Source organism: Actinoplanes flavus (assembly GCF_017592555.1).
Taxonomy (GTDB): Bacteria; Actinomycetota; Actinomycetes; order Mycobacteriales; family Micromonosporaceae; genus Actinoplanes; species Actinoplanes flavus.
On record NZ_JAGFNS010000005.1, the window covers coordinates 210,105 to 234,280 of the forward strand.

The 24,176-nt window shown below is 73.5% G+C and carries 20 protein-coding genes; 12 read left to right on the forward strand and 8 right to left on the reverse strand.

The genetic code is table 11. The features are described 5' to 3' along the window. The first annotated feature begins 2 nt into the window (after positions 1–2). Complete coding sequence (locus J5X75_RS09805) at positions 3–485, forward strand: hypothetical protein (protein WP_208467012.1); 483 nt, start codon at positions 3–5, stop codon at positions 483–485. Beyond that, the gene (locus tag J5X75_RS09810) at positions 482–2,179 is read left to right on the forward strand and encodes an Hsp70 family protein (RefSeq protein ID WP_208467013.1); all 1,698 of its coding nucleotides are present in this window, start codon (positions 482–484) and stop codon (positions 2,177–2,179) included. Before J5X75_RS09805 ends, J5X75_RS09810 begins: the two co-directional genes overlap by 4 nt. Here J5X75_RS09810 and J5X75_RS09815 read toward each other — a convergent pair. Next, positions 2,164–3,600, reverse strand: a complete 1,437-nt coding sequence (locus J5X75_RS09815) for a vWA domain-containing protein (RefSeq protein ID WP_208467014.1) — start codon at positions 3,598–3,600, stop codon at positions 2,164–2,166. The two genes, J5X75_RS09810 and J5X75_RS09815, sit on opposite strands and share 16 nt — an antisense overlap. Before the next feature lie 43 nt (positions 3,601–3,643). Between J5X75_RS09815 and J5X75_RS09820 the strand changes: the two genes are divergently transcribed. From J5X75_RS09820 to J5X75_RS09840, 5 genes are read left to right on the forward strand one after another with little or no spacing between them, the layout of a single operon-like run. Further along, complete coding sequence (locus J5X75_RS09820; protein WP_208467015.1) at positions 3,644–4,924, forward strand: hypothetical protein; 1,281 nt, start codon at positions 3,644–3,646, stop codon at positions 4,922–4,924. A 1-nt stretch (position 4,925) separates the two neighbouring features. Then, a complete protein-coding gene (locus J5X75_RS09825; RefSeq protein WP_208467016.1) occupies positions 4,926–6,101 on the forward strand; it encodes a hypothetical protein in 1,176 nt (391 codons plus the stop codon). Between the two features lie 2 nt (positions 6,102–6,103). Then, complete coding sequence (locus J5X75_RS09830; protein WP_208467017.1) at positions 6,104–8,497, forward strand: GTPase-associated protein 1-related protein; 2,394 nt, start codon at positions 6,104–6,106, stop codon at positions 8,495–8,497. Continuing rightward, complete coding sequence (locus tag J5X75_RS09835; RefSeq protein ID WP_208467018.1) at positions 8,497–10,056, forward strand: TRAFAC clade GTPase domain-containing protein; 1,560 nt, start codon at positions 8,497–8,499, stop codon at positions 10,054–10,056. The genes J5X75_RS09830 and J5X75_RS09835 overlap by 1 nt, the downstream gene beginning before the upstream one ends. Then, positions 10,049–10,237, forward strand: coding sequence for a hypothetical protein (locus J5X75_RS09840; protein WP_208467019.1), 189 nt, complete (start codon positions 10,049–10,051; stop codon positions 10,235–10,237). The genes J5X75_RS09835 and J5X75_RS09840 overlap by 8 nt, the downstream gene beginning before the upstream one ends. Before the next feature lie 30 nt (positions 10,238–10,267). On the opposite strand, the gene J5X75_RS09845 is transcribed toward J5X75_RS09840, so the two are convergent. After that, a complete protein-coding gene (locus tag J5X75_RS09845; protein WP_208467020.1) occupies positions 10,268–10,933 on the reverse strand; it encodes a vWA domain-containing protein in 666 nt (221 codons plus the stop codon). Positions 10,934–11,023: 90 nt separating this feature from the next. Here J5X75_RS09845 and J5X75_RS09850 point away from each other — a divergent pair, with 90 nt between their 5' ends. The 4 genes from J5X75_RS09850 (at position 11,024) to J5X75_RS09865 (ending at position 16,985) form a co-directional block, all read left to right on the forward strand. Further along, positions 11,024–13,654, forward strand: coding sequence for a CHAT domain-containing protein (locus tag J5X75_RS09850; protein ID WP_208467021.1), 2,631 nt, complete (start codon positions 11,024–11,026; stop codon positions 13,652–13,654). A 14-nt stretch (positions 13,655–13,668) separates the two neighbouring features. Then, the gene (locus tag J5X75_RS09855) at positions 13,669–14,970 is read left to right on the forward strand and encodes a hypothetical protein (RefSeq protein WP_208467022.1); all 1,302 of its coding nucleotides are present in this window, start codon (positions 13,669–13,671) and stop codon (positions 14,968–14,970) included. Positions 14,971–15,130: 160 nt separating this feature from the next. Then, positions 15,131–16,174 (forward strand): hypothetical protein, encoded by a 1,044-nt coding sequence (locus J5X75_RS09860; RefSeq protein WP_208467023.1) that lies wholly within the window; start codon positions 15,131–15,133, stop codon positions 16,172–16,174. Between the two features lie 112 nt (positions 16,175–16,286). Beyond that, the gene (locus J5X75_RS09865) at positions 16,287–16,985 is read left to right on the forward strand and encodes a Crp/Fnr family transcriptional regulator (RefSeq protein ID WP_208467024.1); all 699 of its coding nucleotides are present in this window, start codon (positions 16,287–16,289) and stop codon (positions 16,983–16,985) included. On the opposite strand, the gene J5X75_RS45395 is transcribed toward J5X75_RS09865, so the two are convergent. From J5X75_RS45395 to J5X75_RS09880, 3 genes are read right to left on the reverse strand one after another with little or no spacing between them, the layout of a single operon-like run. Next, the gene (locus tag J5X75_RS45395; RefSeq protein ID WP_208467025.1) at positions 16,982–18,856 is read right to left on the reverse strand and encodes a caspase family protein; all 1,875 of its coding nucleotides are present in this window, start codon (positions 18,854–18,856) and stop codon (positions 16,982–16,984) included. The two genes, J5X75_RS09865 and J5X75_RS45395, sit on opposite strands and share 4 nt — an antisense overlap. Further along, the gene (locus J5X75_RS09875) at positions 18,853–20,118 is read right to left on the reverse strand and encodes a hypothetical protein (RefSeq protein WP_208467026.1); all 1,266 of its coding nucleotides are present in this window, start codon (positions 20,116–20,118) and stop codon (positions 18,853–18,855) included. The genes J5X75_RS45395 and J5X75_RS09875 overlap by 4 nt, the downstream gene beginning before the upstream one ends. A 4-nt stretch (positions 20,119–20,122) precedes the next feature. After that, positions 20,123–21,067, reverse strand: coding sequence for a hypothetical protein (locus J5X75_RS09880; protein ID WP_208467027.1), 945 nt, complete (start codon positions 21,065–21,067; stop codon positions 20,123–20,125). A 193-nt stretch (positions 21,068–21,260) separates the two neighbouring features. On the opposite strand from J5X75_RS09880, the gene J5X75_RS09885 reads away from it, so the two are divergent. Beyond that, the gene (locus tag J5X75_RS09885) at positions 21,261–22,325 is read left to right on the forward strand and encodes a hypothetical protein (protein WP_208467028.1); all 1,065 of its coding nucleotides are present in this window, start codon (positions 21,261–21,263) and stop codon (positions 22,323–22,325) included. On the opposite strand, the gene J5X75_RS09890 is transcribed toward J5X75_RS09885, so the two are convergent. The 3 genes from J5X75_RS09890 to J5X75_RS09900 all read right to left on the reverse strand — a co-directional run bounded on the left by J5X75_RS09890 (position 22,248) and on the right by J5X75_RS09900 (position 24,047). Further along, the gene (locus tag J5X75_RS09890) at positions 22,248–22,472 is read right to left on the reverse strand and encodes a hypothetical protein (protein WP_208467029.1); all 225 of its coding nucleotides are present in this window, start codon (positions 22,470–22,472) and stop codon (positions 22,248–22,250) included. The two genes, J5X75_RS09885 and J5X75_RS09890, sit on opposite strands and share 78 nt — an antisense overlap. A 122-nt stretch (positions 22,473–22,594) precedes the next feature. Then, entirely contained in the window at positions 22,595–23,200 is a 606-nt protein-coding gene (locus J5X75_RS09895; protein WP_238487607.1) for a hypothetical protein, read from the reverse strand. 190 nt (positions 23,201–23,390) lie between these two features. After that, the gene (locus J5X75_RS09900) at positions 23,391–24,047 is read right to left on the reverse strand and encodes a hypothetical protein (protein ID WP_208467030.1); all 657 of its coding nucleotides are present in this window, start codon (positions 24,045–24,047) and stop codon (positions 23,391–23,393) included. Between the last annotated feature and the right edge of the window lie 129 nt (positions 24,048–24,176).

Sequence of the window (24,176 nt, forward strand, 5' to 3'; positions counted from 1 at the left end):
CCGTGTTCGGCAGCAGAAAGCAGTTCGAGGCCATCGAGAAGATAGCCGCACTCATCGACCAGATCGACCGCCGGGTCGAGCGGATCGAGACCGTCACCCTGGTCCGCGAACCGGGCACCGCCGCGGCCGCCGAGGCGTACGAGGGACTGCGCAAACAGGTCGTCGCCGCGGTGCAGAACCGGACCAGCCACCTGGCGCAGCTCGCCCAGATCGACGCCGCCGTGGCACACGGCGCCGCCGCCGAGGACCTCACCGAGCTGCTCGGGCGCTGCTTCGAACAGGCCGGCCTGGAGAAGGTTGACGACGCCGACGACCCTGAACTCACCCGCTACTTCAAGTTCGTCGGCGACCGTGACAGCGGCCGTCCCGAGGTGATCGAGGCCGCCTACGTGGACCGGGCGACCGGTCGCCCGGTGCGGCTCGGCGTCGCCACATACGTGGGGCACCGGTCCCCACAGGATGTCGAGGGGGAGAAAGAGGAATGAGCGACGCTTTCGGGATCGACTTCGGGACCACCAACAGCGTTCTCGCCCGGACCACGGCGAACGGGGTCGAGGCCGTGCCGCTCGACCCCGGTCTGCCGCTGGAGTGGGCGAACCTCGAATTCGACCGGGTGCTGCCGTCGGTCATCGGGTTCGACGGCGGCGACCCGGTGTTCGGCTGGGCCGCCAAACGCCAGCGCACCGGCAAGCTGGAGGCGGTCAAGCGGCTGTTCGCCACCGAGGACTCGGTCACCATCGGTGACCAGGACCTCAAGGTCGAGGTGGCGGCCGCCATGTTCTTCCGGCACATCCAGCAGCAGGCCGCCGCGGCCGGCATCATCGCCAAACTCAACCGGGCCGTCGTCACCATCCCGGCGAACAGCCGCGGCCTGGCCCGGTTCCGCACCAAACTGTCCGCCGGGCTGGCCGGCATGGAGGTGCTCGCCCTCATCAACGAGCCCACCGCGGCCGCCATGGCGTACGCCCACGCGATCGGCCAGAACCAGCGGATCCTGGTCTTCGACTGGGGCGGCGGCACCCTCGACGTCACCGTCCTCCAGGCCTTCGACGGCGTCTTCATCGAGCAGGCGTCCAAGGGCGTGCAGCGGCTCGGCGGCCTCGACATCGACGACGCCTTCCGGGCCGCCGTCCTGCCGCAGATCCCCGGCTCGGCCGACTGGGACGACGAGAAGCAGGCCCTCTTCCGGCTCGATCTGGAACGCGCCAAGATCGAACTGTCGCAGCAGGACACCACCCGGATCCCGCTGCCGTCCGGCGGCTACCACCAGGTCAGCCGCGCCCTGCTGGAGGAGTCGGTCGCCGCGCTGGTCCAGCGCACCCGCGAACCCGTCGACATCTGCCTGCGCGACAGCCCCGGCCGCATCGACCACCTGGTCATGGTCGGCGGCAGCTCCAACATGCCGGTGATCCGCCGGTTCGTCTCCGACATCGTCGGCGTCGAACCGTCCACCGGCGTCAACCCGATGCTCGCCGTCGCCCAGGGCGCCGCCATCGCCTCCGGCATCCTCCAGGGCACCGTCACCGACCTCGACTTCCACGTCGGCACCGAACACGCCCTCGGCATCGTGGTGCACAACGACTCGTCACCGCCGGAGGGCTCCTTCTCGGTGCTGATCCGCCGCAACACCAAGTACCCGGCCCGGGCCACCGACTCGTACGTGCCGGCCATGGACTTCCAGGAGCAGGTCAACGTCCAGGTGATCGAGGGCGACCCGGACAAGCCGATCGGCCACGAGGACAACGTGGTCCTCAAGGACTGGGACATCGACCTGCCCGAGCAGCGGCTGCGCACCGACGCCTCGTTCACCGTCACCTACGAGTACGACCTGGACGGCATCCTGCACGTCCTGGTCCGCGACCAGCGCACCGGCAACGTGCTCTCCGAACAGGAGGTCGCCGTCGGCGCCGCCGAGGACCGCACCCAGCTGCCCCTGATGCGCCGCAACGTGGACAACCTGATGACCGTCGGCGCGACACCGAAACCGCGGATCTCCGCCGAGGCGCAGGCGGTCATTCGCAAGGCCCGCGACAAGGTGCTGCCGTTCGTCGCCGACGACGACCGCGACACCCTGGAGAAGCTGGTCACCGACCTGGAGGCGGCCACCCCGGAGACCGAGAAGGACCGGACCGAGGCCCTCGAGACCGAGCTGCGCAACCACGCCTACCTGTTGTGGTGATCCCAGCTGAACGACGTGCCGGCCACCGAGACGGTGCCGCCCGGCGGGCAGGCCGCCGAACCGCGACTGCCCGCCGACCCGTCCGGTGAATAGCTGATCATCAACCGTACGTCGGACGAACCCACGCCGGACCGGGCGGCGGTGATCTCACCGCTGCCCGGCAGGCCGGTCGCGTCCGCGCTGAGCACCACCCGGCGCCCGGACAGCGGCAGGACGCGCTGCTCGCCGCCGCCCCGCCGGATCGTCACGGCCCCGGTCAGCGCCGGGCTCAACCGGCCCCGCCGCCAGCGGACGAGAACCACCGTGAGGGCGGCCAGCAGCACCGCGACGGTCACCCACCACCACAGGCTGCCGCGCTGGGCGGAGAACTCGCGCGTGCCGGGCGCGGCCGCCGGCGCCGCGGCCAGGGTCAGCCCCAGCTCCCCGGTCAGCACCGCCGACCAGGGCGAGTCCACCCGGGCGGTGAGCTGGAGATCCCGCTGAGCGGTCACCGTCTTCAACGGCGCCAGCGACCGCGGGCCGGGATCCCAGTCGACGGTCACCGGCACCGTCACGTCGCCGCCGGGCGGCAGGTCGACCGGACCGGGAGCGACCTCGGCGCCGGTCACCGCGAGGTCGGTCAGCACCAGTGGCACGTGCGGCATCGGATTCCGCACCCGGACCCCGACGGTGGTCCGGCCCGCGCCGATCGGCTCGGCCGGCCACGTCACCCGGACCGGCTCGGTCACCTCGGCGGCCAGCAGACTGCGCGCCTTCGCGGCGCGGGCCTCGGCCTTCGGCCGGGCCAGCTGCGCGGTCAGCCGGTCCACCGACGTCGGCGCCAGCACGCTGGCGCCCGGGAACACCTTCCGCAGCAGGGTCGCGCCGGTCGCGCCGGAGAGCGGGATCGCGTACGCCCGAAGCGACACCTTGTTCAGCTTCGCGGCCCGGTCGGCGAGCTGGTTCCAGTTGTGCCCCTGGGTCAGCGGGTACGCGCTGCGCGGCCCCGGATCGTGCCGCCCGTCGGTCAGCAGCACCACCGTGGCCAGCGGCGGAGCGTCCGGCCGGGCCAGCGCCGTCACGCCCGCCTCCAGGGCCGCGCCGATGTCGGTGTACGCCCCCACCGCGTCCCGTGGCAGCCCGGCCGCCAACCGGCCCGGCTCCCGCCCCACCTGCCGGGTGACCGCCTTCGCCCGCTCGTCGAACGGCACCAGCGTCACCCGGTCCTCCGGGGCCAGCGCCGCGAAGAAGCCGATCAGGCCGCGGCGCAACTGCGCGTACCGGGCGCCGCGCATCGACCCGGACACGTCCACCATCACCACGTAGTCGGACGCCACCCGGTCCACGCCGAGAGCCTCGTACACGTCGTCGGGCCCGGCCGCTGGCGCCTGCACGGGCGTCGCCGCCAGCAGCATCGCCGCCGCAGCCGCTTGGATCCGCATCACATTCCTCTCTGACGGACAGAGCTGTCCGTCAGATACCGGCGTGACCTTCGATTCCAGGGCCTACCTGCGGGACGTCGTCAACCCGCTGCGCGATCAGGTCGGCGCCCTCCCCGGCGACCTGGCCCGCCACTACGGCGTGGAACCCGGGATGACCAGCGCCGAGATCGCCGACCGGCTGGAAAAGGTGCGCGAGTTCTGGAAGCAGCGCCAGGGCGGCTCGGGAGCGGCGGCCCGGGTCTGCGCCCGGATGCTGGACCGCGACGAGATCCTGCGGCGCGACCACGGCGACCGGATGCACTCCCCGGACTGGTGGACGTCCCTCCCGGAGGAGGAGGTGGCGCCGGAGGAGTTCGAGGAGTTCGAGGAGGACGACGAGCCGGAGCCGGAGCCGGAGCCGGTGAAACTGGTGGCCCATGTGGAGCGGCTCCGGGTCACCGTCACCGCCGAGGACCAGGACACCGCCATCGCGCACATCGCCTGGCGCACCCCACCCTCCGGGCGGGTGTCGATCCGCCGCTCCCCGGTCCCGCCGGTCTGGCCGCCCGGCACCCCGGTCCGGGCCGCCGACCTGCGCGGATTCGGGGAACCGCTGGCCGGCGACCGCCTCACCGTCGGGCCGGAGTCGCAGATCGCGGTCCGGGTCCCCGGCGGCCCGCACGTCTACACCCCGTTCACCCTCGACGACCAGGGCGGCGGGGTGGTCGGCGAACCGGTCAGCGCCGGCGTCGCCGACTCGGTGCAGCAACTGCGCGCCCGGCGTACCGGGTCCGAAGTGGTCCTGTCGTGGATCTGGCCGCCGTCGATCAACCTGGTGGACGTCACCTTCACCCCGGCCGACGGGCCGGAGTGGCAGCGGCGGATGACCCGCGGCGAGGTCGCCGAGCAGGGCTGCCGGATCCCGGTCGGGACGAGCGGCGGCCGGGTCACGGTCTGCGCGGTGACCCGTACCCGCGACGGCGACCTGCTGTCCGCGCCACGGTCGGTGACCGTCGAGGGGGTGGGCGGCACGCTGACGTACCGGCTGCCCAAGGTGGGCGGTCCGCTCAGCCGCGGCCGCCGGATGCTGCGGGTCACCGTCGACCGCACCTGCGAGGGCGTCGAGTTGCGGCTGGTCGTGGTGCCCGGCAACGCCCTGCCGGCCCGGCCGGACGCCGGCGAGACGCTGCTGCACTTCACCGGCCTCCGGTTCGACGCCGGCACACCGTGGGAGGTCCCGTTCACCGTGCCGCGGCGCTCGCGCCCCGGCCGGCTGCGCTGTTTCGTGGTGTCCCCGCGCGGCATCCGGGTCGTGGACCCGATCGACGAGATGAAGGTTTCCTGAGATGAACGTCGCCTGCCCCTACTGCTACGAGCGGATCAACACCCGCCGGCTCTGGTTCCGCTGCACCGGGCGCAAAGCCCCCGGCCGGCCGGCGTGCGTCCCGCAGAAGGACCCGGCCCGCAAGGAGCTGACCGGCATCGACGAGCTGGTGCTGCCGTCCTTCCCGGCGCCCGGCCGCGGTCTGCTGCCGATCAACTCGGCGGTGCACGAGGTGTGCCACGCCGTCTCCGGCGTCAAGGTGTGCCCGCACTGCCACAGCCGGATGCCGCCGTCGTTCGGCGAGGGCCGCAGCCCGCTCATCGCCATGGCCGGCGCCCCGCACACCGGCAAGAGCGTCTACCTGCGCATCCTCGCCGACCAGCTGCGGCACGGCATGGGGCTGCGCTTCGACGCCGACGTGCGGCTCATCGGCGACGAGCAGTTCGCCAACACCACCGGCCGCGCCGACTTCCTCGACCCGGCCGGCGAGCTGTTCCCCGGCGGGCAGCTCTACGCCAAGACCCAGCAGGCGTCCGAGGGCCGCCGCGACCCGATCGTCTTCGCCTGGCGGCAGAAACGCCTGGCCCGGTACGACACCACGCTGCTGTCCTTCTTCGACACCGCCGGCGAGGACCTGTCGTCCATGTCGACCGTCGACAACCTGCGCTACCTGGGCGCCGCCGACGCGCTCATCCTGCTGCTCGACCCGTTCCTCATCCCGCGCGCCCGCGACCAGATCAACCTGCCCAAGTCGGCCTACACCACCAACCAGTCGACCGTGGACGTGCTCAACCGGGTCACCGACAACCTGCGCGAGAGCCGCCACCTGGGCGGCCGGCGGAACATCCCGATCCCGGTCGCCGTGGTCTTCGCCAAGATCGACGCGTTCTTCGACCTGTGGGGCGAGGACCACCCGCTGGTCCAGCGGCCGCAGACCGGCCCCTTCTACGACGAGGCCGCCGGGCGGGCCACCCACGAGTACGTGCGCGGGCAGCTCGCCGACTGGGGCGCCCACGACGTCGACAACCACCTGACCCACAACTACAAGAACTTCCGCTACTTCGCCGTCTCCGCGCTGGGCGCCGAACCCGACTACGACAACGACATCATCGACCCGAACGGTGTGCACCCGTTCCGGGTCGACGAGCCGCTGCTGTGGCTGCTCAGCCAGTTCGGCGTGGTGCCGGGCAGGGGCTGAGCATGGACCGACGATTCGAGACGCTCGTCTACACCGACTGCCGCCCCGGCGAGGGCCTCGGCGGCGGCGCCGGCCTGCAGTTCCAGGCCCGCTCCAGCGACGCCGCCACGCCGGCCCAGACCTTGGTCAAGGACCGCCTGCTGTACGAGCCGCCGGCCCGCTGGATGGCCGACCGCCGCCCGGCGGGGGAGTACCCGCCCTCCTTCGGGCACCTGTGCGCCTCCGGCTACCTGGCCACCGCGGCCGGCGTCTACCTGGGCCGGGAGGCCAACGGGGTGCGCGAGGGCAACCAGCTCACCCACGCCATCGTCACCACCGGCCCGGAGGCGTACCGCGGCCTGCGCCCGGCCCAGCTGTACGGCGCCGGGTTCTGGACCACCACCCCGGCGCCCGGCTGCCGGTCCGCGCCGGTCACCGTCAGCCCGGAGGACGTGCCGTACACCCCGGCCCGCGCCCGCACGTTCGTGCTCGCCCGGCCGAACGGCGCCGCCATGCTGTTCGCGCTGGTCTCCGCCCTGGAACGGGCCGGCACCGACGGCCGGGTGCTGTTCCTCGGCGACGACGTCGGCGACATCGTGGAATGGCTGGTCGCCGGCACCCTGCTGGTGCCCCGCCAGCGTGCCCTGGAACTCGGCTTCAAGATCTACTCCAACGATCCGGCCCGGTCGCCGGCCCCGGTCGTCGCCGTGCACCCGGACTTCGCCGGGCCCGCCACCCGCGTCGACAACCAGCTCGGCTACCTCGTCTTCGACCTCACCACCCACCGGCACAGCCCGGTCGCCGTCACCGCCGGCGCCGACCGCTGGGTCCGGCTCTTCCTCGACGGCGACCCGCGCGACGCCGTCGACGCCCTCGACGTGGCGAGCGAGTCCGGCATCGACGACGGCGCGGCCGCGGCGGCGCTCGGGCTCGCCGCCATCCTGCACGCCGAACCGCCCCCCGAACACGCCGAGGCGGTCGTCGGCTGGCTCCGGCAGGGGCCACCACGACTGCGTGACGCGTACGGCGCCGACCTCACCGACCTCTTCGCCGAGATGCCCGAACGCTGGTCCCGCGAGGTGCTCCGGCTGCTCGACGAGGTCGGCAGCGACGGCCTGCTGCCCGGCAAGGCCGCCGAGGTGCGGATCGCCCTGCTCATCAAGGACATCGAGGAGGCGGTCACCGGCGGCCCGGTCACCTCCGAGCCACCCGCCCCACTGCCCGACGGCGAATGGGGACCGGACCGCGACGACCAGGCGCTCGCCCTGATCCTGGAGGCGCTGCGGGCCCCCGGCCGGTCCGGGCCCGCCATCGAGGCGCTGCTGCGGGTCGCCCACCGCTACCGCGCCGACGTGCACCCGGCCCGGCTCGGCGACGCCTCCGCCGAACTCGCCCGGCACCTGTCCCGCGACCCGCGGCTGCTGCGCCCGACCGAATGGCCGCACGCCGCCGAGACCGAGGAGCTGGTCATCGGGGCGCTGCGGGCCCGGGCCGCACGCGGCGGCGCCGAACCGGCCCTCATCGGCGACGTGTGGGGGGACTGGCTGCTGCGCCGCCGTCCCCGGCTGCCACGCGAGCTGCGCGCCGCGGCGCTGGGCGCCGCGATCCGCGAGGGCGACGACCGGTCCGGGCTGCTGCGCGACGAGCTCTCCGCGGTTCTTCACGACCCCGACCGGTACGCGCGACGCGTCACCGACCTGTTCAGCCAGACCCCGCCCCGCCCCGACGAGATGCTGCTGATCGCCGAGAACGCCCCACCCGGCACACCCCCGCTCGACCGGGTGTTCCGTCCCGTCACCGAGCCGGTCGCCGGGCCGGGCCCGGTCACCGTCCGCCAGCTCAAGCTCTGCCACGACCTGTGCCACCGCGGCCTGATCCAGCCGGACCGGGCCCTCGAGGTCACCCTGGCCGCCGACGAGATCCTCACCGGCGCCGTCGCCCGGCTGCTCGGCGACCCACCCGACGACCGGGTCACCGGCCTGCTCACCGACATCGCCGACGCCCCGCCCCGGCTGGTCCGCGCCCGTACCGCCCGGATCCTCGCCGCCCTGCTCGACCTGCCCGTCTTCCGGACCGGCGACAAGGTGTTCGACCGCCATCCGGACCTGCTCGACCCGTACCTCGACGAGCTCGCCACGACGCTGCGGACCAGCACCCGGGCCGCGCTCGCGGTGATGGCCTTCCAACTGGAAGGCAACCGGCTGCGCGACGACAAGACCCGCAAGGAGGCCGTCGGCAAGGCCCTCGACCACTGGCTGACCTGGGCGCCCGACCGGAACCTCGCGCAGGCCGCCCGGCAGGTCGCCGACGTGCTCGGCCGCAAGTGGGCGGAGGCCTGGGACAACCGGGTGGACCGGCTGGCCGGCCGCCGCAAGCGGTACCGCATCACCCACCCGTTCGGCGGGGGACGCTCCTGATGCGCGTGATCGGATTCGCCGTCTACTACGCCGGCGCCCTGGCCTGCCTGCTCTTCGTCACCGTGCCGCTCAGCCTGGTGCTGGCCGGTGCGAGCCTGGTGACCGGCGCCGTGGCCGTCATCGTGGCCGCCGGACTGGTCCTCGCCGGCCCCGGGGCGGGCCTGCTCACCCCGGACGGTGCCCGGACCGGCCTGCCCGGCCGGGTCGCCCGCGAGTTCGTCCGCCGCGACCCGGCCTGGCCGCAGTACTTCGCCGCGCAGGCGCTGCTCGACGCGGGCGCCACCACCGGCCGGGCCTGGGCCTGGACCACCGGCGCCTGGCGCACCGGCGTCGGCTGGCTGGCCGACAACAACTGCGGCGGATTCTGGTGGCCGATCGTGGTGCTGCCGGTGCTCACCGTCCTGGCCGCCGGTTCCCTCGGCGCCGCCGTCGTGCTGCCCGCCTGCCTGCTGGTGATCGCCGCGCTGACCCTGGCCGCCTGGATCACCGGGCCGCCGCTGGTCTACCTGCTGCGCGGCGTGGACGCCGGCTGGCGGCGGATGCTGCGGTCCCGGGCCAGCTGCACCGCCTGCTTCGCCACCGCCGCGGTGCCCGCCTACCGCTGCCGGGGCGCGCACGGCCCGGCCCAGCGCTCCTCCGGCGACGACCTGCACCGCGACCTGCGGCCCGGACGGCTCGGAGTGCTGTGGCGGCGCTGCTCGTGCGGGCTGCGGCTGCCCACCATGGTGCTGCGGGCCGCGCACAGCCGGCATCTGGAGGCCTGCTGCCCCAGCTGCGGGGAGGCGCTCTTCGCCGGCGCCGGGCGGGTCCGCGACGTCCGGGCGCCGGTCTTCGGCGCGGCCTCGGCCGGCAAGACCCAGTTCATCATGGCCGCCCTGGTCGGGCTGCACCGCGCGGCCGACCGGGCCGGCGTCGCCGTCACCATGCCGGACAACCGCGGCCGGATCGCCTACGAGGTCTACGCCGACCTGATCTCCCGCGCCGCCCCGGCCCCGAAGACCGACACCACCGCGCCGGTCGCCGTCACCGTCCGCCTCGAACAGGGCCTGAACACCACCCTGCTGCACCTGTTCGACGCGGCCGGCGAGACGCTGACCGACCGGGAACAGAACGCCGGCCTGTCCTACCTGGACACCGCCGAGACGCTCACCTTCGTCCTCGACCCGTTCTCGATCCGGCGGATCCGCGACGAGCACGGCGCCGCGTCGGCGGCCGTCTTCACCGACGCCAACGCGGCCCTGCACGATCCGGAGGACGCCTACAACGCCACCGCCCAACGGCTCCAGGAGTACGGAGTGCGCACCGGCCGCAACCGGCTCGCCTTCGTGGTCACCAAGGCCGACCTGCTGCGCCGCCTGCCGTTGAGCATGCCCGGAAGCGACAGTGCCGCGGTCCGGGACTGGCTCCGCTCGTACGGCCTGGAGAACCTGGTGGTGACCGCCGAGCGCGACTTCCGGCAGGTCCGCTTCTTCCTCGTCTCCGGCCGCGACACCGACCCGGACGGCCCCGTCTCGGTGCTGCGCTGGGTCCTCATGAAGGGATGGGGAGGCATTGGCTGACCCGCGCGCCCGGCCGCCGGTCGTGCACCGGCTGTCCCGGCTCACGATCCTGCTCGTCATCGTGGCGCTGGCCGTCTGGTTCGGCACCTCGGCCGTCGCCCTGGCCGCCGTCGACTGGGCCACCACCGTCGTCTCCGACATCACCGCCACGATCTGGCGTCCCCTCACCGAGACGTCCTGACCGGCGGGCCGGAGCCGGCATCCGGCCGCGTCAGGGCTGGGTGGAGAGGAAGCGGCGCACCTCGCTGAAATCGGTCTCCTCGGCGCTCGCCGCGAGCACCGCGCCGAGCAGGCCGGCCAGATCCAGGCCGGGCAGCTCGAAATACCCGTCGTCGGTGGCCAGCGCCCGCATCACCGTGTCGTCCGCGCCGGGCAGGCCGAACGCGAAGATCTGGGTACGCCGGTGCTCGCGGGCCCGCGCGAGCCGCCGCGCCAGCGGCCGCCACTCGTCGCTCGGGTTGCCCTCGAAATCGGTCGGCGCGCCGTCACCGACCAGGATGATCCGGGACGCGGCCGGGCCCGCCGCCAGCGCCCGCCGCTCCGCCAGCAGGTGCAGCGCCAGGTCGATGGCGGCCACCAGGGGGGTGGCGCCGCCCGCCGTCAGCTCCGGGATCTCCAGCCGGGCCGCCGGGACGAACGCGCCACCGTCGGCGGCCGACGGCGTGCCGTCACCGGAGACCACCAGGACACCGCCCAGCCCGTACGTCAGGACCGCGAACTCGACGCCCCGCAGCGCACCGGCGCCCTCCGCCCGCACGGCCGGCAGCCAGGCGGCGAGCTGCCGGTTCAGCGCCACGATGGCCGGCACCCCACCGGTCTCGGTGGTGCGCATCGAATCGGACGTGTCCAGCAGCAACGTGACGAACCGGGGCTCCATGGTCACCTTTCCGGGTGGGTGATCTCACCCGGTATCTGACGGACAGCGGCCGCCTGTCCGTCAGATACCTCTGCGAGGAGGAGGCAGGGGATGGACGAGGACGCCGAACGGTACGCCGTGATCGCCGCCGCGCTGGCCGGGCACGCCCCGCTCGCCGACGCGATACGGGCGCTGCGGTCGGCGCCGGCCGGTGGACCGTACCGGGGCGCTCTCGCCGCCGGGCTGATCGACCGGTTCGTGGACGACGAGCAGAGCCAGCTCTTCGGCGAGCGGGAGTCGCTGGAAGCCCTGATCGCGATCGGCGACGGCGACCCGCCGGCCGGGCCGTCCTGGCCGCGGACCCGGGCGCTGGGCCGGTCCGCCGCCCTCGCCATGGCCGCCATGCGCTACGACCTGCCGGACACCGAGAGCGCGCTGGAGGAACTCGACGATCTGGCCGCGGTGATCACCGCCGGTGACCGGGTCGGCCGGATCCACCTGGAGCGCGCCCGGCTGGCCGTCTCCATGTACCACGCGGTGATCGACGGCGACGACCCGTTCCAGAGCGAGGCGTGGCAACGGTTCCGCAAGCTCGCCGACGGCGGCCCGCCCGAGGCGGTCGCGCTCGGCGAGGCCATCGACATCTCCCAGGCGCTGATGAACGACCCGCACACCGACCTCGACGCCCGGCTCGAACGGCTGGGCGAGGTCGCGGCCCGGCTGCCGGACTCGGCGGCCCGCTCGATGATCGAGACGACCGCCGACCAGATCCGCCAGGTCATCGCCGGCAACCCGGACGCGATCCCCTCGACCGGCGGTGGCGGTGCGGGCGCGCTGCACCTGGCCGCCTCGGTCATCGGCCCGCTCAGTGCCGAGGACGCCACCGCCGAGGACCTGGACCGGGCGGTGGACCGGTTGCGGGCCGCCCTCGCCGCCTGCCCGGACGACCCCCACCAGCGGATCCTCCATCTGACCGGGCTGGCCGGCGCGCTCGCCCGGCGCGCCCAGGTCCGCAACGACATCGGTGACCTGCCGGAGGCGGAGCGGCTGCTGGTGGAGGCGCAGGGGCTGCTCAGCGGCCCGCAGGACCGGGCCTGGGAGATCGTTCACGAGGGCCTGTCCCAGGTCCGCCAGCGGATGGGCGGCGAACAGGACTCCTACCTGGACGCGGTGGTCTCCCTGCGTACCCATGTCTGGCGGGTCCTGATGCAGCCGGACGCGGCCGGAGCCGCCGCCGTCGCGCGGGAGGCCGGGGAAGCGGCCGTCTCCGCCGCCCGCGGTTGTCTGCGCGTCCACGACGTCGCCGGAGCGGTCCGCGCCCTGGACGCGGGCCGTGGCCTGGCCCTCTACGCGGCCACCGAGATGCGTTCGGTGCCGGACCTGCTGCGGGGCGCCGGCCGTGACGACCTGGCCGCCGACTGGCAGCGGGCGATCGACGCGGACGGCCCGGCGCCGGGCCTGCGCCGCCGGGTGTTCGGCGTGCTGGCCGACATCGCCCCGGGTGGCGCCCTGTTCGACCCGCCGGAGATCGACGAGATCCGCGAGGCGCTGTCCGAGCTGGATCTCGACGGCCTGGTCTACCTGGTCCCGTCGTCCGATCTGTGGCCCGGCCTGGCCGTCACGGTGCCGGCCGTGGGCGAGCTGTCCTATCTCGGCCTGCCGGGACTGAAACCCGCCGACAGCCCGGAGGTGGCCGCCTACCTGGGCGTCGCGAGCCGCCGGGACAGCGCGGCGGTCGGCCGGTCCGGGAAGCGCGACATGGTGATCCTCGACGACGACCTGACCGACCGGCTGGACATCGTCCGCGACTGGGCGTGGCGGGCCGCCATGGGCCCGATCCTCGACAGCGTGCTGCCGACCTGGACACACGTGCCCGCCCACCGGGTGCCCCGGATGGCGCTCGTGCCGATGGGTGAACTGGCCCTCATCCCGTGGCAGGCGGCCCGCCGCGCCGGCGGCGAACCGGCCATCCGTTCGGTCGCGTTCTCCCAGGCCGCGTCCGCGCGGATGCTGCTGCGCAGCGCGGCCCTGCCGCCGGTCGCCCCGTCCCGGCTCGGCCTGATCGTCGCCGACCCGGAGACCGGCGCCGGCGCCGTCGACCTGCACGGCGCCCGCGAGGAGGCGTCCGCGATCCACGACGCCTTCTACCGCGGCGCCCGCTACCTCGGCCGGCTCCCCGGTGACGACGGCGAGGTGAGCCCGTCCGGGGAGGGCACCCCCGAGCAGGTCCGCGCCTGGTTGACCAGCACCGGCCGGGCCGCCGGGTCCATGCTGCACCTGGCCTGTCACGGCGTCGCCGACTCCCACGAGGGCGGCTCCCACCTGATGCTGGCCGGACAGCGGCTGGCCGCCGAGGAACTGGTGAAGCTGATGACCGCGGTGCCGGACCGCGCGGTCGGCCTGGTCGTGCTGGCCGCGTGCAGCTCCGGGATGGCGGCCCGCGACTACGACGAGGCGTACAGCCTGGGCACCGCGTTCCTGGCCGGCGGCGCCCGCTCGGTGCTGTCCACCCAGTGGACGATTCCGGACAGCAGCACCTCACTGCTGATGTTCATGTTCCACCATCACCTGATGACCGATCGGCTGCCGGTCTGGGAGGCGCTGCACCGCGCACAGCTGTGGATGCTGGACCCGGACCGCGAGGTGCCCGCATCCATGCCGGCCCGGCTGAGCGCGCAGCTCGACGACGGCGACCCGGCCGACGTCACCGGCTGGGCCGGCTTCCTGCACGGTGGCCGTTGAGAGGAGACCGGAGTTTGTCCAAGATCGACGCCCTGCGGGCCCGGCTGAGCAAGCTCACCGGCGCCGCCCGCGCCCGGCCGCTGCTGGACCTGACACAGCTGCTCAGTGACGCCTACTGGCAGGCCGGGCCGGGCAAACCCGAGTCGCGGCCGTTGCTCGACCAGGCCATCGCGGCGGTCGACGAGGCGTACGGCTACTTCGGCGCCACGGACCCGATGCGCCCCAGCGTGGCCGGGCTGGGCGGCTGGCTGCACGGCTGCCGCCACCTGGCGCACGCCGGCTCCACCGAGGACCGCGACATCGGGATCCGGCAGATCGAGGAGGGCCTGCGGGCGCCCGGCCTGTCACCGGTGCTCGGCAGCACGATGCGGCTCACCCAGGGGCAGTTGTACATGAGCCGGGTGACCGAGATCCTGCAACAGCCGGGCGCCGTCAACATGATCAGCGAGGGCCGGCTGCCGGCGAGCGCGGCCACGGACGTGGACCGGGCGGTCGCCTGTTTCGAGCGGGTCCGCGACGAGGCCGGCGCGCCCCGGCAGGCTCGCGACATCACCGCGCCCCTGATCCGGATGGCCGGCGCGCTGCGGATCTTCGTCACCACGCCGCCGGGCACCTCCGGTGTGGAGATCATGAACCGGTGGATGGAGGCCATGAAGGTCATCCAGCAGATCCACCAGGAACAGTCGGCCATGCACATGGTCGTGCCGATCGGCACCAACGGCGCGTTCTACGGCGCGGACCGGATCGCCGACCAGGATCCGCTGGACCGCCCGGTGCCGCTCGTGCAGTCGGCCGGCCCGGCCGTGCCCCGCCCGCGCCCGGCTCCCCGCCCGGCCCCGCGCCCGGCCCCGCGCCCGGCCTCGACCCCGTCCCGGACCCCGGCCCCCGCGCCGCCGTCGGACGACGCCGCGGCCCTGCGCCGCGAGCTGCGTGAGCTGATCACCGGTGGCGGGGAGCTCTTCCCGGCGCTGGACCGGTTGCTGCGGGCGCCCGCCCCGGCGCCCGGCCTGGTCGACGACATGGTCGCGCTGGCCACCGCGGTCGTCGACGCGGGCGCCGCGAACCGCACCGACCAGTTGTTGCTCGCCGCCGGGCTGAGCCTGCGCGCCCGCGCGGCCGGGGGCCGCCGGGCCCGCCGCGACCTCGTCGAGGCCGCTGACGCGCTGGTCGAGGCCGCCGGTTCGGCACGCACCCCACCCCCCGAGGCGGTCCGCGTGATGCGCCGGGTGGCCGACGTGGTGGACCAGGCCGACCCGGCTGTCCGCGCCGGCCACCGCCTGACCGCCATCCTCCGGGAACGTGAGGGCCGCCGCTGACGTAGCCGGAATGAATCGACTGTCCACCCGATGGCGGCCTCTGAACGTGCGGAATCGGGGCTGCGGACGGTCCGACCGGCCTCGTGGGACTCCCGGTAGGACGGTGATTAGAGCAAGCTTCAACCACCGATCCCGGCCCCGCCGTCGGAAGGAGTCCTCGGTGGTCATTCCGCACGTCCCGATCACCCGATCAGAACCGGACAGTCTGTGCCGGCTTCGGGAGTTGGCCGCGGCCGGTTCCCTGGCCTCGGTGGCGTCCGGGGACGGTGCTGAGCGGACCGTGCTGGCGGGCGCCGCGTACGAGCTGGTGTGGCCGCTCGTGTTCGCCCGGGTGACCCGCCGGTTCGAGCGGCAGCGCGGCCACGCCGTCTGCGCCTCGGGACTGACCAAACTGGCCGACGAGTGCCTCGACCGGTTCCACGACGACGTCGAGGCGGTGGTCGACGATCTGCTGACCCACGCCCGGCAGCCGATCCGGCACCTGGAGGCGTGGGTGACGGCCCGGCTCAGCGCGGCCACCGTGAACGCGCACCGCCGCCGCCGGGGCGATCGCGGCGCGCTGCAACGGCCACGGCTGCCCGGCTGGCTCGCCGACGGCCTGGGCCGGGACCGCTGGCTGATGGCGCTGGCCGTGCACATGCTGGTCTGGGTGGGGGTGCCCGGCACGGCCGGTGACCAGTTGTGGCCGGTCGAGGCGTGGGCACAGGCCCGGGGCGCGTGCACCGGTGACTGGCCGGGCAGTGACCCGGCCACGGTACGGCGGGAGATCGAATCGGTGCTGGTCGCGATGCGGGCCCGTCCCGCCTGGTATCAGTCCTTCGTGGAACGACCGCTCCGAGCCAAACGGCCACCAGTGGTCACGATGGCCGTCGACCCGTACGGTGAATCCGTGCTACCGCTGGTCCCCGGTGACCCCGACGCGCGGGTCGAGTCCGAGCTACGCCATCTCGCCGGTGACGCCGTCCGGGTCATAGCGGCCCGTCTCGGCCGTGGCGAACCGGCCGAGACGGTGGTCGTCGAGGTGCTTCACACGATCTTCGGTGGCGCCTTCACCGGCACGCTCGACCAGGTGCCGCACAGCATGGCCGACCCGCTCGGCGGGATCGTCGGCGGGCTGACCGACCGGTCCCGGGTGGACCGGATCGTCACGGAGATCCAGGCGATCGTCGATGAGGGCGATGACGGTGACGCGCTATCGGTGTGATTCCATGCCGTGATCGGACCGCATCCGCTGAGATGAGATTCCGGAAATCGCCGGACTTCGGGATGTCATTCCAGCGATTGCGCGGTCACCGTGGGCAAGGTCCAATGGGGACATGATCCGTGCGGGCGAGCCGGCCTGGGCGCCGGGATCCTTCCTGACCCTGCTCACCGTCGCCGAACGTGACGAGCTGCTGTCGCTCGGCACCACCCGGCGGCTGCCAGGCGGCCGGCACCTGCTCGTCGAGGGCCGCCAGGACACCCAGGTCGAGGTGATCCGGCAGGGCCACGTCAAGATCACCACGACGGTCGGCGGGATGCCCCGACTGCTCGCCATCCGGCTGCCCGGCGACCTGGTCGGCGAACTCGCCGCGATCACCGGCAACGGCCGCATCGCCACCGTCACCACCTGCGGCGACGTCGTCTCCACGGTGATCCGGCAGGCCGAGTTCCTGAACTTCGTCAACCGGCACCCGCACGTCGCCGCGCAGGTCACCGCGGCGGTCGGCCGCAAGCTGCGGTGGGCCAACGACCGGCGGTCCGAGTTCTCCGCCTTCCCGGTGCACGTCCGCCTCGGCCGGGTGCTGCTGGAGATCGCCACCAGCTGCGGCGAGGCCGTCGGCGACACCCTCCTGATCCGGGTCGAGCTGAGCCAGACCGAGCTGGCGTCGCTGGTCGGCGCCCGCGAGGACACCGTCCAGCGGGCGCTGCGCGACCTGCGCCGCGAGGGCCTGGTCCGGACCGGCTACCGCCGGATCACCGTGCTCGACGCGGCCGCCCTGCGCGCCCTCACCGAGAAGGCCGAGTGGCTTTAGGGGACGACGACCTTGATCACCGCCTCGCTGGTGGTCCAGTCGTAGGCCATGCCCAGCTCGGCGTCGAACAGGTCCCGGTGCACCCGCCCACCGAGCCGGTCGAGCAGGCCCTGGGAACCGAGCCCCCTGCGGCGGACGGGGATCCGGCGGCCCAGGGCCGGCAGCCGGAAGGGCAGGACCGAGAACCGCTGCTCGGCTGCGAACAGCTTCAGCCGGTCCCGCGCCCACGCCCCGGGCTCGACCGGGATGTCGCCGGGCAACTGCACCCCGATGCGCCGCCGGTCCCTGCAGTAGACGGTGACGCCCGGCCCGATGTAGTCACCCGGGAACACCATCGGATCCGACGCGAACCTGGGCGTCAGGTCGAGCAGCACGCAGAAGAGCGGGACGGAGCTGGTGTTGCGCAGCCGGATCCGGATCGACGGCGGCCGCCAGTCCCGGAGCTGGGGGGTGTAGGCGAGCACGTGCTCACCGAGCCCGTTCGGGACCAGCGGCTGGTCGGTCAGCGGATCGACGATCTCTATGCGGACCGGCGAGACGATGCCGGGCGCCGGGTTCTCCAGTCCCCAGATCAGCAGCCACCGGGCGATGTGCTCCAGCGCCTTGATCACCCGGTCGACGCCCTCGTGCGCCCATTCGGCGTACCGTTCCGCGTGCCGGTCGGTGATCACCAGGTTGCCGTCGGCGGCCAGCGTGACCCGTACCTGCACCGGCTCGCCCGGTGCGGCTACCCGCAGGTGCGGGGACCGGCCGATCGCCGCGCTCAGGTCGGCGACCTCGGCCGGGTCCACCCCGGCCACCGCCACCGTGGTACGCGGCAGTGGCACCGACGTCGTGACGACGAGAAACTGACGGTCCCGGTCCGGTTCCCAGCCGCCGGCCGGTTCGACGAGGCTGTCCGTCGCGCGCACCTCGACGATCTCGGCCTCCTGCCCGTCGGCGTCGTGCACACCGACCCGCAGACCGCTTCCGATCGGCAGGCCGTGCACCGTCCCGGCGTCGATCGCCCATTCGTCGTGGGTGTACCGCATCCAGATGCCGCTGTCCGGCGCCACCACGGTTCCGCCCAGGAACGGCTGGTCGAGCTGCTCGGGGATGGCGGCCCTCGCCGACGACTCCTGGTAGGCATCCCGCACCGCCAGCCGGCTACGCGCGGCCTGTAACAGCTCGTGGTAGGTCGCCGCGTTGCCGAGCAGTTTGCGGGCCGCCAAGAGCGCCCAGGTGAAGACGCCCCGCCACTCGCCGTCCAGGATCAGCTCCTGTGCGGTCTCGTGGGCCTCGCAGGCGGCCATCTCGACGTGCCGCATCGGCGGCACATCGGCGGCCCGTTCGATGGTGCCGGGCAGGAACGACTCCGGTGAGCGGGTCTCGGCCGAGCGCGGCGGCGTCCGGATCCGGGCCTCCGGCGTGTGTTTGAGCACGATGCGGGAGGCTCCGGCGGAGTGGCAGCTGTCCAGCACGACGGTGATGTGCCCGGCGGTCAGCTCGTCGATGAGCAGCGCCAGCTCCTTGTCCCACAGATCCGGCACGCCGTCGCTGCGGCTGTCCGCGCAGACCAGCGTCTGCACCCGGCCCGAGGCCTCCAGTCCCCCCGCCCAGTCCGGCGCCTCGGCGTCCGAGCCGTGCCCGCTGAACCAGAACAGCGCCACGTCGTCCGGCCCGGCCTGACCCAGATAGGACCGGAACGCGGCGATCACCGCCTCCCGGGTGGCCTCGCCGTCACGCAGGATCAGTGACTCCATCCGGACGCCGGGCGCGAGGGTGGACCGCAGGTGCGCCTCGGCGGTCTCCACGTCCCGGACACAGCCGGACAGGTTCGTCACGGCACGGTACTCGTTGATGCCGACCAGGAACGCGTACAGCACCTTCACGCGGTCACCTCCGGTCCGACGTGGATCCAGCCACGCTCGACGAAACCCTTCTCCGGCAGCTCGACGGTCATCGCCCGGAAGTCGGCGGCCACCGGCGGCTGCACGGCGTGCACGATCACGTCGCGGTAGAGCACGTCCGGTACGCCCAGCGCGTACACCGCCGAGGGGTTGGTCTTGATCGCCTCGCGCAGCGGAGCGCTGTCCAGCAGCCGGTGCACGGCGATCGCGGACGTGCCGACCCACCCGTTGTCGCCCTGTTTGACCAGGCCCCGGTGCAGCGCCACGCGCAGCCGCATCGCCTCCTCGGCGGCCCGCCCGCGGTCCCGTTCGGCGAGCCGGTCGCCGAGCTCGCGCAGCAGCGCCGGGATCACCGCCGACTCGTCGATGCCGTACGGCAGGACGGTGAACTGCCCGTCTCCCTGCGGCTGCGGTTCCACCTGCCGGTCCGCGATGCCGGCCGCCCGCCGGGCCCGCCCCAGCACCTCGACCAGGTCGTGTTGCAGCAGTTCGGTCTCGGCGTTGCCGCGGCGGCTGTACCCGACCACGTCGGCGGCCATGCACAGCCGCACCGAGGCGCCGTCCGGCCCGGTGGCCGGGGTCAGCGGTTCGGTGAACGGGACGGCGTCGGACAGCACCGCGGTCTCCCGGCCGCCCGGACCGGTCGTCTCCACCTGCACCGCCAGCAGCCCGGCGACCTCGGGCGCGCCGGCCGGGATCTCCAGCAGGGCGTGCATGCCGTACGTGCGGGGCAGCACGAACCGCCCCCGGGGATCCTCCCAGGACCACCCGAACGACGCCGTCTGCACCCCGTTGACCCAGGCGCGCGGCACACCGCTGCGGCCGAGCAGCCGGCGCAGCAGCCCGCCGCGCTCCCCGGCGGCGACCGTCGCGCACGCCGCCACGCCCGACGCGGGACTGCCGGTGACCAGCCCGAACTCGTCGCCGTCGAGATCCAGCCGGACGGCCCGGGAACCGCCGCCGACGAGCGTCACGTCGAAGCGGGCGGCCGTGTAGCGACGGCCCGGCTCGAGGGGGTCCAGGTCGAAGGCGAACAGCGCTCCGGCGTACCGATGATGTCCGAGGCCGGCGCGACCGCGCAGGGCGACCGGTAGATCCTCGGCCGGCACCGGGTAGATCAGCGGGTGACCGCATCGCACCCCGCCCCGCCATCCGTCCAGCCCGGACAGGCCCTTGCCGCCGGCCGGGCCGAGCGGGTGGTGGCCGAGGATCTCGGCGCCGGTCAGCTCTTCGTCATCCCACATGCCCCTAGCTGACGGACAGCGGCGTCCAGGCCAGGCCGTACCCGTGGCCCTCGCGCAGATTGTGGAAGTCGCGGACCACCTCACCCAGCGCGGACGGCTCGATCACGGTCCGCCCGGGCGGCCGGTTGCGCAGATCGGTGTACGGCACCTCGTCGAGCAACCACACCTCGGCCGGCCGCCGTGCCCCGAACCGGACCCGCACCGTCCCGGACTCGCACGGGTCGAGCGGCACGATCGCGTAGTACGGCCAGATCGGCTGCCCGGGCGCCAGCGTGACCCGCAGCCAGAACTCGTGCATGTCGCCGGGCCGCATCTTCTCCGGCAGTTCGAGGACCACCCGCCGGCCGCTGCCGTTGGGTTCCATGGCCCGCACCCGGGCGCCGAACAGCGCGTCCACCGCCGGCGGGCCGACCTCCGCGGGGGACTCCGGCAGGCCGATCCGGATCACGATCTCGTCTATCTCGCGGGTGGCCACGATGGTGCGCATCTCATACAGCTCGGGTGTCGCGGTGTCCAGCCGGAACAGGGCCCGCAGCGACGACACCCGCCAGCCGGAGCCGTTCGCCGGGTCGGCGGGCGGCTCCGGGGTCTTCTCGCCGGCCTGGGCCATCAGCGCCACCGCGTCGTCGATGCGCCGCCGGGCGGTGCGCACCGACACGTTCTGGAGGTCGGCCAGGCGCTGCTCGCGGTCCAGGAGGGTGGGGAAGCGGGAGTCGCGGTCCAGCGCGAACGCGAGCATGGCGGCCTGCCGCATGTCCGGCGCCAGGTCGGCGGCGAGTTCCCGCAGCAGCGTCACGACCGCCGCGTGCACCCGGTTCTCCCGCTCGTGGGTGCCGAGCCGGCAGCGGCGGCGGATCTCCGGCCCGAGGAATCCGCCGAGCCCGAGGCGCTCCACGCCCCGGCCCCGGCGGAGTCTCTTCAGCTCGTAGTACAGATCGGAGTCGGCCATGGTCGTCCTTCGGCTATACAACAGACTGACCGTAGTGCATATTTGTGTCGGCTAGCACACCGCCGGTGACCGTGATCCCGGAAAACTACGGATTGTCATCGAGTTGAGAACGTCCTCGATGGCCAGTGCGACGGCCAGAAACATGGCCACTGAGTTGCCGCGATCCGGATTTCCCAGAGTCCAGTATGGGCCGATGATCTGGGGGGATAGGGTCACAGAGAGTTACACTACGAATGCTGGGCCGGGCCGGACACGGATCCCGCGCCAGCGGCGCAGCACGGCCGCCGACCGGGCCCGCCTGCGCCGCCTCGCCGAGGCGGGCCTGCTGGGCGCCCTGTCCCAGGAGGAACGACGGCGACTGCTTCCGGCCGCTTACGAGCTGGCCTATCCGATCGTCTACGACGTGATCACCCGTCGCATCGCCCGCAACCGGGGGCACAACGCCTGTAGTCACGGGCTGCGGCACATGGAGGACTCCTGCCTGGACGGCTTTCACGATGATCTCGAAGCGGTGGCCGAGCACCTGCTCGCCGTCACCCAGCCGATCACTGACCTGGAGGGCTGGCTGGCCCGCCGCGCGCAGAACGCCGCCATCGACGGCCACCGGCGGCGGCGCGGCGAACAGGGCGCCCTCCAGCGGCCGCGGATGACCAAGGCGCTCGCCGAGGGCCTCGGCGATCCGTGGCTGTGCGAGCTGGCCCTCAAGATCCTCACCTGGGTGGGCCTGCCGGGCGGTGTCGGCGTCACCGTGTGGCCACTGGACAGCTGGGCCCGCGATCGCGCCGACCACACTGGCGACCACCGGGGCAGCACCCCGGCCCGGGTGCAGGCCGACATCGACCGGGTCCTCGCGGTGATGCGCCGCCGCCCCGACTGGTACGAGCGCAACGTCGAACGCCCTTTGGGCCGCAAGACCACCCCGGTCGCCGGCTCGCCGGGGGAGCGGGCCGGCGAACCCCGCCCGCTGCTGGTGCTCGACGCGGCCGAGGCCGGCGAGGCCCGGTTCGCGGACCTGGCCGCCGTCGCCGTCGAAGCGATTCGGGCCGGGCTGAACCGGGAGGAGGACCCGACCGTCACCGTGGTCACCGTCCTCACCACGCTGTTCCTCGACGGCAGCGGCGCCGACGAGATCGACCGCGCCCCGGGCGGCGGCACGTCGGCATCCGCCGAGGACCGGCTGTCAGCCGTGCTCGGCGATCCCGCCGCCGTCACCGCCCTGGTCCAGCGGGTCCTGCGGATCGTGCGCGGGCCCGGATAGCAACCGTTCGAGAGCGCGGCGGCGGTCGGCGGCGAACTCCCCGACCTCCGCCGCGTCGTGCTGTTCGAGGGCGACACGGGCGGCCTCCGCCAGCGCCTCCTCGAGAAGACGCCGGATCCGCTCCTCCTGCCCCGGGGTGAGTTCCATGAGAGGGCTACCGGTCGCGATCTTCGATCATGAACAAATGATGACTGATCATCCCGGCCTCTTCTCATACCGTCTGCGGCGCACACCTAGAACTGGCGGACGGGACGGCGGGCGAAGCGGGATCAGGCCGTGCGGACCACCTCGGCGAGCCGCGCCAGCGCCTCCGTGCCGGACAGATGCCCCCGGTGCAGCACGGTCAGATCCTCCACGGCACACGCGGGCGGCGTGCACCCGCCCGCCCGCGCCAGCGCCGGCCGCCGCCTGGCCCACCCGGCCACCGCGGTGGTCAGCACCCGCTCCATCTCACCGACCGGCATCCGGTCGCTGAGCTGCCGCATCGCCTCCTGCCGACAGTCCCAGAACGACCACACCTTGGTCTCGTCGAGCAGCTGCTCCACCGGGTCGGTCCGCAGGTACCGCAGCGCGATCTCGATCACCCCGGGCCGCCCGTCCCCGATCAGGTCGTCGACCATCCGGTGCCGCGCGTGCCCGCCCGCCACCTCGTAGAACGTGCTCCGCGACCCGCGCGGCCCGGCCTGCTCCACGATGCTCTTCCAGGTCAGCTCGGCCGGCGCGTCCAGCAGCGCCTCCGCCGCCCGGTAGTAGATCTGCCGGGTGTGCCAGTGATTACGCCGCGGGGCGGTGTTGCCGGCCAGCCGCCGGACCCACCCACCGACGGCCGTCCCGTCGAGCTCAGCGACCGTCTCGGTCCGGGCACCCATCGTCATCGGTCGCTCCGATCGGCTCGGCGAGGCGTTCCTGTGGCCGATTCTGTCCGTCCGGGAAGATCAACTTAAGCCCCTGTTGGACCGTTTCCACCCCGCTGTCCGGTTGCGCTCCGCGCGCATCACCCTTCAGAGCGTCTCCGGTACGCCGACCCGTACCCGATCGTGCCGGCCCGCGAGGCGCTGCCGTCCGCTACTTCTTCTTCTTTTTGCCCTTCTTGCCGCCGGCGGCCGCCGCGCTGATCAGCGCCGGAGCCCGCTGGGCGTGCTGCTCGACGGTCTGCGAGGCGATCCGCAGGATCTCCGCCTCCCGGCCCGCCTCGGTGAAGTCCTTGCCGGGCTTGTCCTCGGCGACGAACCGCTCGGTCCGCTCCACCAGTCTCAGCAGGTCGAGGACCGCGCCCGGGTGCCGGCGGCACAGCTGGACCGCGATCCGCATCCGTCGCTCCGGGACCTCGGCCAGGTACTCCGGCATCCCGGCCCGCCAGGCCAGCGGGTGCACCAGGTACCCGGCCGGCAGATTGCCCGGACCGCCCAGCGGCGCCAGGATCAGCAGCCGGTTCACCTGCAGCGGCGGCGACTTCAGCCCGGTGTAGGCCAGCCCGCCCAGCGCCAGCGCCACCGCGATCGTGATCGCCAGCACCGGATTGCCGGTGCCCAGAGCCAGGACGATCCCGAGCGCCCCCAGGACCAGCCCACCGGCGGCGACCGTCGCGGAGCTGCCGGTGGTGTCGCAGACGTTGCGCCGCGCCTCGTCGATGTACTTGCGGATCACCTTGTCCAGCTCTGGATTCACCGGTCTCCACTGGTCGTGGCGCACCGGCATGCCACGCACGGCAACCTTCGTCATGGGGGGTCTTCCTTCCCGAACATCCGTGTCTGGGGCCGGCGGATCGATGTGCCCGGCCACGAAGCGACCGTGCCTCTCCGGCAGCGCCGCGAAGATCGGCACGGCGCGGGCCGACCTGAGGGCAATTCG

Excerpts from the sequence above, each read along its gene's own strand:
- J5X75_RS09810 (WP_208467013.1), top strand. The coding sequence starts at position 482 with ATGAGCGACGCTTTCGGGATCGACTTCGGGACCACCAACAGCGTTCTC.
- J5X75_RS09815 (WP_208467014.1), bottom strand. The coding sequence starts at position 3,600 with ATGCGGATCCAAGCGGCTGCGGCGGCGATGCTGCTGGCGGCGACGCCC.
- J5X75_RS09825 (WP_208467016.1), top strand. The coding sequence starts at position 4,926 with ATGAACGTCGCCTGCCCCTACTGCTACGAGCGGATCAACACCCGCCGG.
- J5X75_RS09830 (WP_208467017.1), top strand. The coding sequence starts at position 6,104 with ATGGACCGACGATTCGAGACGCTCGTCTACACCGACTGCCGCCCCGGC.
- J5X75_RS09835 (WP_208467018.1), top strand. The coding sequence starts at position 8,497 with ATGCGCGTGATCGGATTCGCCGTCTACTACGCCGGCGCCCTGGCCTGC.
- J5X75_RS09845 (WP_208467020.1), bottom strand. The coding sequence starts at position 10,933 with ATGGAGCCCCGGTTCGTCACGTTGCTGCTGGACACGTCCGATTCGATG.
- J5X75_RS09850 (WP_208467021.1), top strand. The coding sequence starts at position 11,024 with ATGGACGAGGACGCCGAACGGTACGCCGTGATCGCCGCCGCGCTGGCC.
- J5X75_RS09865 (WP_208467024.1), top strand. The coding sequence starts at position 16,287 with ATGATCCGTGCGGGCGAGCCGGCCTGGGCGCCGGGATCCTTCCTGACC.
- J5X75_RS09875 (WP_208467026.1), bottom strand. The coding sequence starts at position 20,118 with ATGTGGGATGACGAAGAGCTGACCGGCGCCGAGATCCTCGGCCACCAC.
- J5X75_RS09880 (WP_208467027.1), bottom strand. The coding sequence starts at position 21,067 with ATGGCCGACTCCGATCTGTACTACGAGCTGAAGAGACTCCGCCGGGGC.
- J5X75_RS09885 (WP_208467028.1), top strand. The coding sequence starts at position 21,261 with ATGATCTGGGGGGATAGGGTCACAGAGAGTTACACTACGAATGCTGGG.
- J5X75_RS09890 (WP_208467029.1), bottom strand. The coding sequence starts at position 22,472 with ATGGAACTCACCCCGGGGCAGGAGGAGCGGATCCGGCGTCTTCTCGAG.
- J5X75_RS09895 (WP_238487607.1), bottom strand. The coding sequence starts at position 23,200 with ATGACGATGGGTGCCCGGACCGAGACGGTCGCTGAGCTCGACGGGACG.
- J5X75_RS09900 (WP_208467030.1), bottom strand. The coding sequence starts at position 24,047 with ATGACGAAGGTTGCCGTGCGTGGCATGCCGGTGCGCCACGACCAGTGG.